The sequence below is a fragment of the Moorena bouillonii PNG genome (genome assembly GCF_001942495.1).
Classification (GTDB): Bacteria; Cyanobacteriota; Cyanobacteriia; order Cyanobacteriales; family Coleofasciculaceae; genus Moorena; species Moorena bouillonii.
On sequence record NZ_MKZS01000001.1, the window covers coordinates 2,639,483 to 2,656,874 of the forward strand.

11 protein-coding genes are annotated in these 17,392 nt (G+C 44.6%); 1 reads left to right on the forward strand and 10 read right to left on the reverse strand.

The genetic code is table 11. The features are described 5' to 3' along the window. Positions 1-99: 99 nt before the first annotated feature. From BJP37_RS10815 to BJP37_RS10860, 9 genes are all read right to left on the reverse strand, one after another. Positions 100-774 (reverse strand): transaldolase family protein, encoded by a 675-nt coding sequence (locus BJP37_RS10815; RefSeq protein WP_075898742.1) that lies wholly within the window; start codon positions 772-774, stop codon positions 100-102. Positions 775-956: 182 nt separating this feature from the next. Next, positions 957-2,141: a nuclear transport factor 2 family protein gene (locus tag BJP37_RS10820; protein WP_075898744.1), complete on the reverse strand. Its 1,185-nt coding sequence runs from the start codon at positions 2,139-2,141 to the stop codon at positions 957-959. A gap of 454 nt (positions 2,142-2,595) precedes the next feature. Next, complete coding sequence (locus BJP37_RS10825) at positions 2,596-4,725, reverse strand: xanthine dehydrogenase family protein molybdopterin-binding subunit (protein ID WP_075898746.1); 2,130 nt, start codon at positions 4,723-4,725, stop codon at positions 2,596-2,598. Beyond that, the gene (locus BJP37_RS10830) at positions 4,722-5,717 is read right to left on the reverse strand and encodes an FAD binding domain-containing protein (RefSeq protein WP_075898748.1); all 996 of its coding nucleotides are present in this window, start codon (positions 5,715-5,717) and stop codon (positions 4,722-4,724) included. The genes BJP37_RS10825 and BJP37_RS10830 overlap by 4 nt, the downstream gene beginning before the upstream one ends. Next, positions 5,714-6,283 (reverse strand): 2Fe-2S iron-sulfur cluster-binding protein, encoded by a 570-nt coding sequence (locus tag BJP37_RS10835; RefSeq protein ID WP_075898750.1) that lies wholly within the window; start codon positions 6,281-6,283, stop codon positions 5,714-5,716. Before BJP37_RS10835 ends, BJP37_RS10830 begins: the two co-directional genes overlap by 4 nt. Positions 6,284-6,695: 412 nt before the next feature. Continuing rightward, entirely contained in the window at positions 6,696-8,309 is a 1,614-nt protein-coding gene (locus BJP37_RS10840; protein ID WP_075905969.1) for an NAD(P)H-quinone oxidoreductase subunit 4, read from the reverse strand. Between the two features lie 251 nt (positions 8,310-8,560). Beyond that, positions 8,561-9,547, reverse strand: coding sequence for a homoserine kinase (gene thrB, locus BJP37_RS10845; RefSeq protein ID WP_075898752.1), 987 nt, complete (start codon positions 9,545-9,547; stop codon positions 8,561-8,563). 811 nt (positions 9,548-10,358) lie between these two features. Continuing rightward, positions 10,359-11,855: an IS66 family transposase gene (gene tnpC / locus BJP37_RS10855; RefSeq protein WP_075897215.1), complete on the reverse strand. Its 1,497-nt coding sequence runs from the start codon at positions 11,853-11,855 to the stop codon at positions 10,359-10,361. A 5-nt stretch (positions 11,856-11,860) separates the two neighbouring features. Next, positions 11,861-13,645: a serine/threonine protein kinase gene (locus BJP37_RS10860; protein ID WP_075898756.1), complete on the reverse strand. Its 1,785-nt coding sequence runs from the start codon at positions 13,643-13,645 to the stop codon at positions 11,861-11,863. 192 nt (positions 13,646-13,837) lie between these two features. Between BJP37_RS10860 and BJP37_RS10865 the strand changes: the two genes are divergently transcribed. Next, the gene (locus BJP37_RS10865) at positions 13,838-17,035 is read left to right on the forward strand and encodes a WGR domain-containing protein (RefSeq protein WP_075898758.1); all 3,198 of its coding nucleotides are present in this window, start codon (positions 13,838-13,840) and stop codon (positions 17,033-17,035) included. 7 nt (positions 17,036-17,042) lie between these two features. Here the strand turns inward: BJP37_RS10865 and BJP37_RS36205 are convergent, their stop codons facing one another. Then, the gene (locus BJP37_RS36205; protein WP_143727562.1) at positions 17,043-17,222 is read right to left on the reverse strand and encodes a hypothetical protein; all 180 of its coding nucleotides are present in this window, start codon (positions 17,220-17,222) and stop codon (positions 17,043-17,045) included. Positions 17,223-17,392 lie beyond the last annotated feature (170 nt).

A 17,392-nucleotide genomic window follows, 5' to 3' on the forward strand; every position in this document is an offset into this window, starting at 1 on the left:
GCGCCCCGCGTGGCCCACGGCCTCAGTCCCTGCTCCCTAAAAACCAGAAATTTGTACCTCACAAGTCGTAGAATTGCTATATCCAAAACTCAGGTCACATTAAGTTTCAAAAGATAATTGATCACCAAAGACTTGTTGCCAATCAGTGTTAAATTGTTCAACTGCCAAAGGTATAGCCGGATGTGAAACCATTTGTCCCATTATACCTACAGGCAAAGTAATCGCACCAACCCCTGCTTGTAATACCTCTAAAACTTGACGGGAATTTTTAAAACTAGCAGGTAATAAACAACAACTTAGCTGTTGTTGTTGGACAAGTTGTTGAAGTTGCTCCACAACTGTGACACCATTTCCCCCAAAAACATCAATTCGATTTACATAAGGAGCTAAATAATCTGCACCTGCTAGTGCAGCTAAAAAACCTTGTTGAACTGTATAAATTGCCGTAGCTAATATAGGTATCTGCTTCTGATATAACTGTTTTATTGCCACTAGACCTATTTCCGTGGCCGGAATTTTAACCACAATATCATAGGGTAAAGCTGTTATTTTCTCAGCTTCAACGATAATTTCATCGACAGATTGACTAATAACTTGAATGTGGAAACGTGCCTCATTTCCTAGTATAGTATTTACTTCTTTAAGTAGTTGATTAACACCTATGTTGGCTTGAGCCAGAATACTGGGGTTGGTTGTTATTCCTTTAATCGGTAAGCAAGAGTGAAAACGTGCTATTTGTTCAACATCGGCACTGTCTAAATATAGTTCTAACATTATTAACTCCTGATTAAACCTTCCCTGAATAAAAATGCTCCGCAGCACAGTTATGTGAGCGTTAGGGTAAACTTGTTGATATTGAACACCAGATTATGCCAAAACCATATAGTTATTTGATAATAAAAGTCATTTTGGGCAACAAATTGCGTCCGCTCGTGCTGAGCCAACCTCCAAGCAACTCATATAATTAGCCATAGCGCAAGTCCCCAGAAAGGAATAAATCGAAACCAGCCAATCCTGCTGTTAACTGCCCCCAAAAGTAAAGCCTGAACAATGAAAAAAAGTACTAAATCTACACAGAAAGCTAATGTAAGTCGGTTCGTTATCAATTGCTCCCCAAAATAGTTCATTCTCTCGACCAAATCTCCAAACTCTGGTCGTCCCATCACCCCCCAAACTAATGCAATTACCCCCACTATCATTCCTGTCCAACCAAATACACGAGCTAATAGTCCCTTGTTCGTTTCCTCCTTTACTGGAGGAATTGGTGTATTATAGCGCAGTGCCATATAAGGGGTAAGAACAGCATTCGTTCCGAACATGGCCAGACTCCAAATCAGAATCTTGGGGAAATGAGTTGTCCTTCTATCGACGAGGAGTAGAGGTAAAAACATAAAAATCCAAGCTTCTGCAAAGTTGAAGAGTGCTTCTAAGGTAGGATGAACCACTGGTGCTTCTAAATAATTAATGCCTACTAGGTTCAAAAGGGGTAAAATAAAGAAAAAATTCAGAGATTCATTTACTATTTCCTCTATAGTTTCTGGTTGAATGGCCCAAGCGGGTTGCCCTGGAATAAGTTGCCCTGGTGGAGATAAAAACAGAATGTAAATATAAGCGATCGCTATTAACCCAAATACTAGAGGAAGAAAGCGTTGAGTTTTTGGAATCCCTTGGCCTAAGGGAGAGATTTCCCTAGTACTTTCATCTTGCCGATTTTTCAGCAGTGTCCGTATCAGCGGAGATACTAGTCGGATGATAAAGAATGCCGCCTTCCCTGGTTTTATGGGGGGTTCAACCAGATCACGGGCTAAAACTAACTTGCCAGTTACCTCAGAACAACGATAAAAGCTAACACCTCGTCCGTTGGGAAAGGGAATGCCGTCTAATTCAACGTGCCATAGTATTCCTACTGCCAGGGGATCGCCTGTGGTGATATCATCAATTACAAATTTTAACTCATCCGGGATACCTTGACAGGATTCTTCCAGAAGTTGTCTGACAGCTTCCTTTCCTTTGAATGGTTGGGAAAAGTTGAGATCCTCGTAAATACACTGGTCGTCTATCCACTCCATCGCAGCGTTAACATCCCTACGATTGATGGCTTCATAGATGGACTGGATGAGATTATGGGCAGGTGTGGTCATGAGATTTGAAATTTTAGATTTTAGGTAAGCATTTAGTGGTAAACCTGCATGGCAGGGATTAACAGAAGCACCTTTCCAAGAATTAAGTGATCAGCAATTATATGATCGCTCTCCGCAGACATACAAAGTATTGCCCTCGTTGTCGGCAATCTCTAGTGTTGATAGATAAACTCAAAGATTATTGTCTAAATTTTACCGCAGTCTTGGCAATATTAGTCTTGTTACTAATACTAATTAATCTGAATATAAGACTAGTTTTGGTACCAGCTATGTTGGGAATATTGAGTTTAATTTTCTCCTATAAACTAGGCTGAATTCGGTAAAGATTTATCAGCAGCATTCCCAAAAAAGGTTTACCCGTGGTTGACTTATATGAAAATTAACATCATCACAACATAAACATCATCACATAACAGAAGAGGCGTTGAATGGAACGCCTCTTCTGTTATGTGTGTCACAACAACTTATCCGGTGTAATTGGTAAATCACGGATACGTTTACCTGTAGCATGGTAAATAGCATTAGCGATCGCAGCCGATACTCCTGTAATCCCAATTTCACCCAAACCCCGCACCCCTGCGGGATTAAATTTATAGTCGGGTTCCCCTACAAATGTCACCTGAATCCGGGGAATATCTGCATGACTGGGATAATGATAGGTAGCCAGGTCGTAAACCACAGGATAGCCAATATTGGGGTCAAAATCACAGGCTTCCATCAAGGCGTGCCCAATACCCATAATTACACCACCCCGTATCTGAGACGCTGCAGTTTTGGCATTCATTACTCGCCCAATATTCATCACAGACACCCAACGGTTGACGCGCAAGCGGGCAATGTCTTCATCTACGCTGACTTCACAAAAATGTGCCCCCCAGGATTGGAATGCCCATTTCTTCCCCTCTTCACCGGCTGCAGAAGAGGCTGTCGCTTCAAACGCAGCTTGTCCCGACTGATGCAGGGTGGCAAAGGCTTCTTGGGCTGTTGCGGCAAGAGCCGTCTTCAGAACTGCCTCACAAGCCGCCATCACTGCTGGTACAAGGGTTGCTGTCATTTGGGAACCACCCGCCATCCCACCATTTGGCAGTAAGGAGTCTCCCATCTCCACCCGTACCTGTTCTACAGCTAGCCCCAATACCTCGGCTGCTGTACCTGCAACAATGGTATATGCACCAGTACCCATGTCATTAGCACTAGTGAGGATATGGGCAGTACCATCCGCTAACAACCGCACTGTGACTGTGGCTGCACTCCGTAAAGCGGGGAAGGTTGATGCCGCCATGCCCCAACCAACCAGCTTACCATCACGGGTGAGAGAGCGCACCTGTTTTGGTCTATCTTGCCACCCAAATTGTTGCGCACCCAGCCGCAAACATTCTGCGAAATGCTTGGCAGAGAAAGGTAAACCCCGGCGCTGGTGTTCCTTAGTTTCATTTTTTAACCGCAGTTCCACTGGGTCGATTTTTAACTCCCACGCCAATTCATCCATGGCTGATTCTAGTGCCCATAACCCCGGATTTTCCCCTGGGGCACGCATGAATGCGGGTGTCCCAACGTTCATCACCGCCAATTCCTGACGGGTTCGCAGATTGGGTGCAGCGTACATAACTGGTGTGATGCCTGTACAAGGTTCAGTAAAAATATCAACTGGTGAGGTACAGGATTTAACCCCATGGTCTATGGCCATCAAGCTACCATCAGCATTTGCCCCTAAACGAATCGTTTGTTCCGTTTCAGACCGGTGTCCGGTGTTGGCGGTCATTTGCCGACGGCTGAGAACAACTTTCAGGGGACGTTGCAGTTGACGGGCGGCTGCTGCACCAAGAATGGCATGGGGCCAAGGAAAGCCTTTAGAACCAAAGGCTCCACCAATAAAAGGTGTGATAATACGGACTTTTTCTGGGGGAAGTCCAAACAGGTCTGCATAGGTACGCTGACTACCGATTACCCACTGGGATGGTTCGTAGACAGTCAGGGTGTCTGGATCTTGCCAGTGAGCAATGATAGCATGGGGTTCCATCGCTGCGTGTAGTTCAGTGGAAGTTGTGTATGTTGCTGTAATCCCGGCTCCTACACCTGCCATGGCACTGGCAAAGTCCCCACCAGCAACATTCCCCTTCTCAAAGGTCATCTGTTGCCCAAACATGGGTGGAGCTTCGTTAAAGGTAGCTTTACTGGTTTCTACAATTGGTTCTTGGGTGACGTATTCTACCTTAACTAAATGGGCAGCGTGACGTGCCCGTTCAAAGGTATCTGCGACTACTAAGCCAATAATCTGTCCTGCATAGTAAATTTGGTCATCTGATAACGGTAGTCGTGCCTCGTAGATTTTCGAGGTGATAAAATCGTTAGCTGGTTTAGATACGGTCGGGGCGTTTTTATGAGTGAAAACCGCAATTACCCCTGGTGCTGTTGCTGCCCCTTGGGTATCAATACTTTTAATCTGCCCATGAGCAATGTTAGCAGTCACCAGATAACCATGAACTAAACCGGGAATTTGATGTTCAGCAGCGTAGGTTGCTGTCCCTGTAACCTTTGCTCGTCCATCCTTGCGGTTAATACTAGTACTAGTTACTTGATTCATGCTACCCCTCCTCCTTGAGCAGAAACCATGAGGGCGCGACGAATCGCCCGTTTTGCCAGTTCGACTTTATAACCGTTGTGAGTTAAAGGTTTGGCTAAGTCCAAGGCAATTTCTGCAGCCTCGGTAAATGTTGCTACATCCGCCGACTTACCAATCAAAAACTCTTCTGCTGCTGTTGCTCGCCAAGGCTTGTGTGCTACCCCACCCATTGCCAAGCGTGCAGCTTGGATTTGCTCCCCTTGCAAGTTTACCGCCGCCGCCACAGAAATTAAAGCAAAGGAATAGGAAGCGCGATCGCGTATTTTCAAATAAACCCCAGATTTCCCAAAGGATAAGGTCGGCAGAATCACAGCGGTAATTAACTCCCCTGGTTCTAAATTGGTGTCTTGCTCGGGTCTATTTCCTGGTAGACGGTGGAAATCTGTAAACGGTATCTCCCTTTGCCCTTGGGGACTTGCTACTTCCACCACCGCATCCAATGCAGCTAGGGCAACACACATATCTGACGGGTGTACTGCTACACACTGCTCGCTGGCCCCAAGGATGGCATGAGTACGGTTAATTCCCGTGATTGCGGGGCAGCCTGTCCCTGGTTGCCGTTTATTACAAGGAAAGGCGGTATCGTAATAATAGGGACAACGGGTACGTTGCAGCAGGTTTCCCCCCACTGTAGCCATGTTGCGAATTTGCTGAGATGCGCCAGATATAATTGCCCTAGCTAACATGGGATAGTTGCGGCGAATATCACTATTGTCTGCCACTGCGGTATTACTAACTAGCGCTCCCAGACGCAGACTACCATCAGCCATCGGTTCAATGTTATGCATCTGTAACCGAGAGATATCAATCAGTTGCGATGGCTGATCTAAGAATACTTTCAGACGGTCAACTAAATTCGTTCCACCAGCAATAAACATGGAGTGTTGGTCAGCAACTGCCTGGTTCACGGCATCTGACAAGGAAGTGGCACGGGTATAGGTGAAGTTATTCATGATCCTTTGTTATTTCCATATTCACTGACCATCACCGCTGCCACAGGAGAAGGTGGTTTTTGTCCAATTACCTGCTGTACGGCTGCCACAATACCATTGTAAGCACTGCATCGGCAGAGATTCCCACTCAGTCGTTCCTTGATTTCCGCCTCGGAGAGTTCAGCTAGTTGTGGAGGACTATGCAAATCTGGTGTCACCGCGCTAACACAACCCCGTTTAACTTCCTCCACAAGAGCCACAGAAGCGCAAATTTGCCCTGGGGTACAATAGCCGCATTGGAAGCCATCATTGTCAATAAATGCCTCCTGCACCGGATGGAGAGTATCCCCTGTTGCCAAACCTTCAACGGTAACAATTTCCTTACCTTCTTGCATGACTGCCAAAGTGAGACAGGAATAAACTCGCTGACCATCAATTAAAACAGTACAGGCTCCACATTGTCCATGATCGCACCCCTTTTTACTCCCGACTAATCCCAAATATTCACGCAGAGCATCTAGGAGTGTTACACGGGGTTCAATGGTGAGGGTGTGCTGTTTACCATTTACGGTAAGAGTCACATTCATTTTGGCTTGGCTTCCTTGTACAGTAGTCTGACAGAGTCCCTACAGGAACGCAATTATATTATCATTACTTCCCAAATCTTACAGAAAAATCCCATAGGGGGACTTAAACAGAAATCAAGATAGAAATCCAGTATAATATCGCTACCTTTGGGCATTTTGGCGCGAATTTATTCATAATTTCGAAAGGGATACAGCAATAGAACAGGGGGTTTTCTCCCCTCGCGCTTTTCATAAAAACAGTGAGATGCACCCGGTTTGTTGGGAGCATCTCATTTTGGCAAATATATCGTTTTATTTCGGCGGTAGAATCACCATGATACAGCTATTTGGGGTATGTTTCTTCCAAAGTGGGATGCTCCTGTTTTGGGGCATTCTTTTTGTTTAACTCCCGCTAATCGGAAACAGCAAGTACTCAGTACTTGGTAACACCAAGAATAGCTTGAGGATTGGTGTTAGCTAACTGTGGCGCTGTGAAGGTACCAGAGTATAGAGGTGATTCCTCTTGAACAATCACTGGTAAGGATTGGCGCATTTGAGCAGCAACCGCTACAGTTTTCACATCATAGGTTTGAGTGACTAGCTTCGGATAAAGACCGATGCCAATAATAGGGATTAACAGACAAGCCGTAATGAAAATTTCGCGAGGCTTGGCATCCCCTAGGTATTTCTCAATAATTATTCCATAGTTATTGTTACCGAAAAATACCTGTCTGAGCAGTGAAAGCAGATAAATCGGAGTTAGGATTAATCCCACTGCGGCTAAGAAAACGATGACGACTTTGAAAGATGAGCTGTAGACACTGCTAGTAGTGACTCCAAGAAAGACTGACAACTCACCAACAAAACCACTCATTCCTGGTAAGGCTAGGGATGCCATGGAACCAGCAGTGAAGAGGGCAAATGCTTTGGGCATTTCTTTCGCCATTCCTCCCATTTTTGCCATCGCTAGGGTATGAGTACGTTCGTAGGTGACACCAGATAGGAAGAATAAGGCAGCAGCGATTAACCCATGGGAAAGCATCTGTAAGATAGCTCCATTCATTCCTAATTCAGTGAACGAAGCAATGCCAATCAACACAAAACCCATGTGGGAAATTGATGAGTAAGCTAGTCGTCGTTTGAGATTGTCTTGGCTAAAAGCAAGCAAAGCACCGTAGATAATATTGACCACACCTAATACTGCTAGCACTGGTGCGAAGTAAGTATGGGCATGAGGAAGCATTTCTAGATTCATGCGCATCAGTCCATACCCACCCATTTTCAATAAGACCCCAGCTAATATCATCGAGACTGGAGCAGAAGCTTGGCTGTGTGCATCTGGTAACCAAGTATGTAGCGGAAAAATCGGCAACTTGACACCATAGGCAATTAAGAAACCCGCATAAGCTACTAGTTCCAAAGCTATCGGGTAATTCCGATTCCCTAGGGTTTGCATGTCAAAGGTGACTGTATCTCCAGCAAACGCCATCATTAGCGCGGCGACCAGGATAAAAACTGAACCTGCTGCTGTGTAAAGAATAAATTTGGTTGCGGCGTAGAAGCGTTGTTTTCCTCCCCATATAGAAATGAGCAAGTACACTGGCAGCAACTCTAATTCCCACATTAGGAAAAACAACACTAAATCTTGAGCTGCAAACACCCCGATCTGGGCGCTATACATGAACAGCATCAAGCAGTAAAACAAACGCGGTTTATGGTTAATCTTCCAAGCCGCAACAATAGCTAAGGTAGTGACTAAGCCACTTAACACAATCAGAGGCATCGATAAGCCATCGACTGCTACAGACCAACTAATGCCAAGCTGGGGTATCCACGTATAACTTTCCCTGAGCTGAAATTCGGAGTTTCGGAAATCGTAATGATGCCAAAACCCATAGATCATTAGGACAAAATCCAGAAGGGCTACACCTAGGGCATACCAACGAATCATCCTCAGCCACTTGCTGGGAATGAGCGGAATCAGCAGAGATGCCACTAGGGGCAGCAGAATAATCGTCGTTATCCAAGGAAAATTTACGGAGACCATAGCTAAGAATAAATACCTATTGGCTTCTAGTTTCAGTATATTAACTAAAGTTAAGAATTGCAAAGGGTATTTGCCAAAAAAACACAAAAAAAATTTTTTGGTAACAATTGCTACCAAAAAAGTAAAGAATTATTAAAAATTTAGGTTAAGGTGGGTCAAACCCAGAAGCATTATGCTATATTTTATATTTTTGGTAATCAGAAGCAATTACCAACTATAACCAGCAGGGGGTCATACTATCGGATGTGGTATTAGCTAATCAATTCCAGAGCAATCTTGGTGCCGTGGGAATCTAGAGAAAGCGATCGCACTTGAGCCTGAATCCCGGCATCGGTCCAAGCTACCGCCATTGCCTCCTGAACCGCTGGTGCTTTTGACTCACTCACCAAGGCCAACAAAGTAGGACCTGCCCCACTAATCACCATGCCATAGGCTCCAGCATCCAAAGCTGCCGCCTCCACAGCGTCATAACCAGGAATCAGCTTTTGGCGATAAGGCTGATGTATCCGGTCTTGCAAACCGACCCGTATCCAATCCCCCTTACCAGACTGCAAACCTCGCAACAACAACCCCAAACTGGCCACATTCAAAACTGCATCAGCACGGCTGTAGCTATCAGGTAACACCTGCCGTGCCTCCTGTGTTGAAAGCTCGAAATCTGGAATTGCCACCACCGGAACCAGATCAGAAGACCAACGAACATCACAAACTACCCAATCCTGTTCTTTTGCTTGGGGTCCTTGGGGCTTTTGGGGTTTGATAACCAAACCTCGACCGGTCAAACGACATCCCCCCAAAAGCGCTGGAACCACATTATCAGGATGCCCCTCAATTGCGATCGCTAACTCCATTACCTCCTGCTGAGAAAGAGGTTTACCCGCTAACTGATTTGCAGCAATCAATCCTCCAACAATCGCTGTTGCCGAACTGCCCAATCCTCGTGCCAAAGGCACCCCCAAATCAATCTCTAGGTGTACCGGAGGCGGAGTTTTTCCCAGACGCTCATATAAGGTCACAAACGCTCGATAGACAAGATTACTCTCATCTCTACTGACCTTGTTGGCTTCCACACCAGTAACATCAATCTTAAGCTTGACTGATCCAGAATTTAGCGACTCCAGGCGAGTGACTTTAAACTGGTTATATACAGTTAACGCTGCGCCTATGCAATCGAAACCTGGTCCTAGATTAGCGGTAGTACCGGGCACAATAACCCTGACGGTAGAAACAACAGACATTTGACAATATTCTGAACTAAATAATCTTGCCCTAAAAATTGCTCTCCTGTCTACCTGGTTTGGTACATTTATTTACAGTTGGCTGCACGTCTAGTGATTTGAAATTGAATAAACGACACCCAGACAGAAGTGAGAACGATTAATGATCTATGGTAATCTTGAATCAGTGTATTCTCAGCCTGTGAAAAATTCGATAAGTCCTGAGTGCAGAGCGTGCTGATAGAGCATGTTTAAAATCATCAAAAGCCGATCAGCTGCTAGGGGAGTTCTATATTAATAAAACCTGTTACTCCAAAGCCAAACTATTAAACACCTATAAAATTACAAAATTTTATAGGATACCAAGTTTTGTTAATCACTAAGCAAAATAGCTGAGCGCTTTTTGAGAATTGGTAATAGGTAATAATAAATTACCTAATTAAATATCAAAAAATATAATAGCGTTTTGCGTGGTTGACTATTAATTCTTAATTTTTATGAAAAATTGTTAACAGTTGTACTTACAGCATAGTTCCAAAAATAAAAGGTCGTCCAGATCTATTATTTTGTTGCAATCACAAAAAATTGAGTGGAAGCAGTAGGCTGATCGCTCCTGCAAATAAATACCTTCTAAGGCTTGATCAAATTTCTCTCTAATTTCCGATAGGTTTTGACTTGCCGCAGACGCTCTAATGGTGGATAGAGAATTATCGTAACCGTTCAGGGGGGTTGTAATCATCAAAAAAACACACCCGGCAGGAGTAATAATGAAATAAAATTATTGAGCTGCGATCACTAGCTCTTGCTCATGCTCGTGATCAGAAATAGCTACCTATGGCAGTAACGAAGGGGCAGGTTTACCTGCGCGTGCAGCGTTGATTGCATTTGTCAAAAACTCCAAGACATTACGCTGCTGGGACTTCAATGTTGTCACAACAGTTAACATACGAGCAACAAAAGCACTCCCTGCTTGAGTCTGAGAACCAAAACTGGTACGCCGCCAGATTACTGCTGGACGGATGGCTCTTTCTGCTGCATTATTTGTTGGTTCCACACCCTCAACACTCACAAACAACCATAAAGCTGGTTCAACTTTGAGTAGTTGGCGACAAGTGCGGACAGTTTTAGCAAGGGGTGTTTTCTCCTGTGACCCAATCGAGTAAGAATCTGCTTGTTTTAAAGTCAACTTGACCCCTTCACGTATCTCCTCGACTAGCAATTGAAACTGACAACGTTTCAAAGTACCATATAGTACTCGATGCCACAATTCAAACAGCTTCTCCTGTTGTTTAACCAATGCAGTCCCTAATTCTTTAGATACCCCAGGACGTTCCGAGATTTTAATGAATTCCCGTCGCAGATGTGCCCAACACAATTGCCGACGTTCCAAGTCTACCCAGTTATACGCACCATGACGGTCTGAGTTTAAAATACCACCAAAATTTTGACCCAGTAGGTTTTGAGAAGCAGAGGTACAACGAGTTAGGGCAATCTCAAAAAATGTCACTAGTGGCGTGACTGCCACCCACAACCACGCTTTTCGTTGTTTGGGGTTTTTCCCATCTAGATTTCCTTGATTAAAGCTCGTTTCGTCTGCTCCTACCACCTTTGAGTGTTGGACATAAAGTTTGGCATCCTCAACACTGCTTGCCACTGCATCGCTTGCTTCTTGCCGGAGTTTGTTTACCGTTCCTAATGACATGGAAATCTCAAACAAGTCAGCTAGAGCACTTTGCACCTGGCGTTGACTATTGCGGTAAACTCCACTCAGTAGTGCCACCATTGCTACTACTCGTACTCCGTATCCACTCCTGTTGACCTCCTCTGGCAATTTAGCCCTGGTTGATCTCTGACATTGCCCACACTTCAACGAGTGTAAACGATGCTCGATCACGATCGGTTCAATCGGTGGAATCTCTACTATTTGGTGGCGATAGGGGTTTTGATCTTCTCCACTTAGTCTTTTCCCACAACAGGAGCATTTGCTTGGATGATGGTCAATGATCTGGTTACACCGCTCGATTGGATACAAGTCTCGACTATGCCCATCATGACCTGGTTGACCTCCTCGTTTTCTCTTACTTTTGTTTTTCTGTGGTTTTTTTTCCAGCCCTGGTGGGTCAAAGGAAGGAGGCGATGATGAGTTCTTTGATGTCCGTCGGGTTTTTTCTAATAGCTGTTGCTGAACTGCCGATATATCTGTGAGTTGTTTTTTTAAATTTTCAATTTGCTGCGCCATTCCCTCTACCAGTTTTTTGACACTGGCTGGAGTTTCTTCCCAATCTGACCAGGGGACTTGCTCTATATAGTTTGGGCGCTGCTGTTCCATGTTCCTTACCTTAGCATATTCTCGCTACCATTTTTGGCGAGGGCTCTTCTACCCCCTGAACGCTTACGAATTATCACAGCTAAGGGAACTGCTGTCACTAAAATGGCTATCATTACCAACACATTTAAAAATCCCAGCTTTAAACCGATACCTAAACTAATGCCCAAGGCTACCGATAACACAGGCACTCCTAGGGCTAAGATTTTACTAAACCCACGCTTTCGGCAGCTTTGAGCGACTCCTTCCCCTTCAAAGGCTGCCATAAACACTACCGCATCCACTGCTGCAAAGGTAGCAATTGCGCTATCGGTAGCGCGAAACTTGGCACCAAATCCAGCTACCAACAGGGCTGCTACTCCAGCAAAAAACACTGCTGCTACGGTATCCATAGCCTTTAACGGAATACTAAACCTGGCTCTGAGTCTTGCTACCAGTTTCGATATCATCCCAGATGTCACAGCCGCAGTCAATCCCAGCATTGCCACTAAGACTGAGACAAAAGTAGCGATCGCAATCCCGATTGTCCCACTGTTACTCACAATTCCCTCCCAAGCCGTAGTTTCTACCCACGTAGCTGTAGTAGCTAAGCCAATCAATAGCGCTAGGGATAGATAGGGAAGTTTTTTCGTGGCAATTGGTACCGGAGCAGTATGGATTTTCAGGGGTAAGACCTGAGTTGACTGTTCAGCATTAGTGTGAATTAATACCTCTCGCTCATAGGTTTGGTCTGCCATCAGCTTACTGGTATCTATAGTAATTTGGCACAACCCTTGATTACCATTAACATCAGCTGTGTCCAATCGAATCCAGTCATGGAAATAGGGAGTGTGGGGTGGGTCACTGACATGGGGAGCAATTTGCCAGCGGCTTTCTAAGGCTGTGTCTGGAACTGTATTACAAATGGTGATAGTTTTTGTCAGTTTTTCCCCTAATTTTTTAGCCCTCAACTCTAGATACGGTTGGGATAGTTTTGCCTCTGGAATCCGGATAACGTAGATTGGCTTAAGAGCTTCTAAAGCCGTTTCAGCATCAGGAAAACGATCTTTAGGTTTAAGCTCTACCATCCTTTGCAACCACTCCAGCCAACCCAAACTTACTTGAGGTAGACGATGCTGAAAATTGAGACAATAGTCTTCATCAATTAAAGTATTAATCGTAGTCGATCGAGTACCAGTGAGTAAACAAATCAAGGTCGCTCCTAACCCATATAAGTCTGACGCTTTACTTAGGGCTTTATCAAATAACTGTTCCGGAGCCATAAACCCGATAGTGCCTTTGGCTACACTACTCACCGCTAGTTCACTATCACCAATCCGAGCCAAGCCGAAGTCTACCAAAAAAACATTGATCGTCTCATCTACTAAGATATTTTCGGGTTTGATATCTCGATGGATGATCGGAGGAATCCGATGTTGTAGGTAAACCAGAATGTTGAGTAACCCAACCGCGATTTGCTTAATCTCCTCCGGGTCAAAACTACGAAGTACAGCCAGGGAAGGAGCATGTTTGTATTCCTGTACCAAACAACAGCCCCTAGTGGTTTGAAATGACCCTAAGTAACGGGGGATACCGGGATGATTCAGTCCCCGCAACACTTGAATTTCCCCTTCTATGCTCTCATAGTCTGACCAGTTACTGTTGCGTTGAGCAAACTGAAACTGCTTGATCACTACCAATTGGTGATTGACCTGGTTTCGGGCTAGGTAGGTCACTCTCCCACCAGCGCGATTATGACCCAATTCCCTGATCACTTTGAAATCGTGACTTGATAAGTCTGGAAAATTGCTCATTAATCTATCGGCTACATCAGAGTCAAGCTACGCAGCAATGGGCAAGTTTTAATCCTTTCGGTTAGGCTGGGCTTACCGTGCTTTTATTTACGATAGCTTGCTAATTGGGGAAGGGGAGCGACTAGATAATTTTTTTAATATGGTGGTAATGACAGGCGTTTCTACTTCTACCTGGGTTTTCCCTGATCTCCTATGAAACTGATCAAACGCACTACGCTCCATTATCAAGCTGATAACTCAGATAAAATCTACGAAGTCGATCTGTGTGATCTCGGTAACGAGCAGTATATCGTTAACTTCCGCTATGGACGCCGTGGCAAGACCTTGAAAGAAAGTTCAAAAACTGCTCAGCCGGTAGCTTTAGCTAAAGCACAACAAGTGTTTGATCAGTTAGTTGGCTCAAAACTCAAGAAAGGCTATCAAGATGTAACTGAAGCATCAAGTAGTCGAACTCAAGAAGAGGTTAATGACTTAAATACCAGTAACTTAACTACTAGTAACGTAGTTACCAAAGACCCACGCCATCAAGCCATTCTCAACGCGATCGCTTTTGGCACGGCAGAGCCGAACGCAAATCCACATAGTAGTAAAGGCTCTAGTAAATGGTCCCAAACCCGAGCGATCTGGCGGGCTGGAGAATTGAAAATTCGTGAAGCTACCCCCTTAATTATCCCTCTGATTGGCACTGAGCAACCCTTAAAAGACTACTGCATTGCTTGGGCTTTGGGATGGTGTGGTGATGAGCATGTAATTCCTCACCTCCAACGCTTGTATGAAACCCCTTCAACTCCAGACTTTGTCAAGGGGATTGCTTGGGAAGCCTGGATGAAACTCTGTGATCCATCAACTCAAGAACGGTTGCGCTCTCAACAGATAGAGCAATTGCCTGCCGAATTGCAATCCCATATCGAAACCGATAATCCTGCTGAGTTCTCTAATGCCCTACTTACCTATCTAGACAGTAACGACTATACTCGTTTTGGTGTCCTCGATACCCTATATCAAATTAATAATGCTCAAGTGCGTCCAGCACTACTAAACATCTTACGCACTGCTCCCCTACGCCCCAACTACTTCAAAGCCATTCGCCACATATTCAAGATTGCCGAATATCGACAAGATGCTGAAGTATTTGGCATTATCGCCTACCGCCTAGACACCGAGGGACCAATGTTTCGTCAGTCTTATTGGCATAAATATTACTGGGACAGAAATAGCCGCAAATATATTCCCCGTTCCCATTACCTCGGTAGTCCTGATGCTAAACGGGCTTACAGCAACGTTACTCGTGACTATCTACGGCGGCGGGTATGGAGGACTCTCAGGAAATTGGGTGAAGAATGCGATGGCAATTATGTAAATCTAGCCCTAGAGATACTACTCCAATATTCTGATTCTGATGGGGTGCCCGCCAGAACATCAACTTTATATCGCTGGAATTACTCTAACTGGAGTCGCACCAGCTACACTCGCAACTGGGACAGCTATGCCGGTTACTTAACCTTTAACCATATTCTCTATACCAATAGTCCCCGTTACCAATTAATGCCCAACAGCCAGGCATGGCGTTGTCGAGACAACTACAAACCCGGTGATCCAGAACCAGATGTGCGAGAAGAAGCCTTTCCTAAACTTTGGGAGCAACATCCAGAGGCACTGCTACAGTTACTATTAGAAAGCCACTGTCATCAAGTTCATCAGTTTGCGGCCAAAGCCTTGAAGGTATGTCAGTCATTCTGTCATCAAATCGATACAGAGACTGTAATCAGACTAGTTAACAAACCCTACCAAGTAACCGCTCAACTAGGCTTTGAACTAGGAACACAAAAATATAATTCCGATAATCCTGACAATCCTAACCTAGACTTATTACTTGCCTTAGCCAACTGCCAGTTTCCAGCAGCTCGTACTCAAGCCCATCAGTGGATACAAGCAATACCAACTCACTTGATCACCACCAGCCAGCTGATCATCCCTTTAGTGATCAGTCAACATTCCGATACCCGTACTTTTGCCCGTCAGTTACTGACTCAATCAATAGTAAGTGAAGCAACAGCCAAAGTATTAATCGGGCAAGTTATTGTAGCAGTACTCGCACTAGAACCAACTCAAACCGATATCGCCAAAGACACTGCTCAAACCCTGCTTCTAGGTTTTACCCCCCAACTCAGGACATTGGGTATGGGAGTAGTACTAGATCTGCTCCAACACCCCATGCCAGAAATCCAGGAATTGGGAGCAAGAATCCTATTCAATCACGAAACTCCTGCCGCTGACTTACCACCCAAATTAATTGAATCACTCCTCAACGCTTCCCATCAGTCAGTGCAAGGGATTGGGGTTCAGATTTTCGGTCAACTTCCCGATCAACGGTTGCTACAAGACTACGACTTAGTATTAGCGATCGCAACCAATCAACAAGCACACTTGCGTCAAGGTATTCGTCCAGTAATTCAGCGCTTAGGACAATTATATCCAGAATTTGTAACTCAGCTAGCCACAGAAATTATTACCCTATTGCAGCTACCAGAAAGACATCAAGGTGTTCACCAAGATTTAGTCCAACTGCTACGAGAAGACTTACCCAGCTGGATGACTAGGATTACCAAAGACAACGCGATGGAACTTCTCCAAGCCAAATCATCAGCCGCTCAAGAATTAGCAGGATTAGTATTCCAAGCTAACTATACCACTTGGGGATTAGAATTAGAAATTACTGACATTGTTAAACTAGCCAATCATGAAATCCTATCTGTCCGTCAAGCCGCTTGGGCAATGATTGAGCAAAGGCTCAACCGTATCCGTAGCAATTCTCAAGACATGTTAGCCGCAGTGCGATTACTAGAAGCAAAATGGCAGGATTCCCGAGAATTTGCTACTCAACTGTTTAGCCAACAAATTACCGAACAAGAATGGACACCTGAAGTCATGGTCAGTATTTGTGACAGTACTCGGGATGATGTTCGTCAATTTGGGCGGGATTTAGTCCTACGTACCTTTCAGCAGAGTTATGGTCAAGATTATCTCCTCAAATTTAGTGAACATCCCAGTCAAGACATGCAGCTATTTGCCACTAACTATCTAGAACAGTATGCCCTAGATAATCCCGACCGTTTGCAAGACTTAATTCCATACTTTATCAGTATTTTGTCTCGGGTTAATCGCGGACGAATTGCTAAACAGCGCGTGTTTGCATTTCTAGAAGCTGAAGCCCAAAAAAGCCAAGCAGCTGCTAAAATAGTAGCAGAAATATTAACACGACAATCCATCACAATGGCTATTGGTGATAAAGCCCGTTCAATTCAGATTATGCTTCAAATTCACCAAAACTATCCTACTATTCCTCTTCCTATTAACGTTAAACCAGTCTCCGAAGTAAGAGGAGTTTAGGGATTTATCAGTTGTGTATTGTAGGGAGTAGGGAGTAGGGAGTAGGGAGTAGGGAGTAGGGAGTAGGGAGTAGGGAATAGGGAGTAGGGAGTAGGGAGTAGGGAGTAGGGAGTAGGGAGTAGGGAGTAGGGAGTAGCGATAGTACGAGAAACCCTATACCATTTTCAAATATATCCTGATAGCTCATGAAACAAAATACTGATTCAGTATAACACCAAAAAATATTATTATCTATTTCCATTATCTATTTCAGAATTTTACCGATTCCCAATTCCCGATTTCCGATTCCCGATTCCCAATTCCCGATTCCCGATTCCCGATTCCCGATTCCCAATTCCCGATTCCCGATTCCCGATT